Annotated in this window: 1 protein-coding gene; it reads left to right on the top strand. The window is 67.5% G+C overall.

Annotation, left to right across the window (positions count from 1 at the left end; all coding sequences use genetic code 11):
- A partial coding sequence (locus C1I99_RS32165; protein WP_146604135.1) for a hypothetical protein occupies positions 1 to 203 on the top strand: 203 nt, incomplete at both ends.

Below are 203 nucleotides of genomic sequence, written 5' to 3' on the forward strand. Positions count from 1 at the left end.
TCCTGGAGCTGAAGTCGACGGTGAACACGATGGTGGATCAGCTGTCGTCGTTCGCCGACGAGGTGACCCGGGTGGCCCGCGAGGTGGGCACCGAGGGCAAGCTGGGCGGCCAGGCCCAGGTGAAGGGGGTCTCCGGCACCTGGCGGGACCTGACCGACAACGTGAACTCGATGGCGTCGAACCTGACCTCCCAGGTGCGCAAC

Source organism: Micromonospora deserti, from assembly GCF_003236335.1.
Classification (GTDB): Bacteria; Actinomycetota; Actinomycetes; order Mycobacteriales; family Micromonosporaceae; genus Micromonospora; species Micromonospora deserti.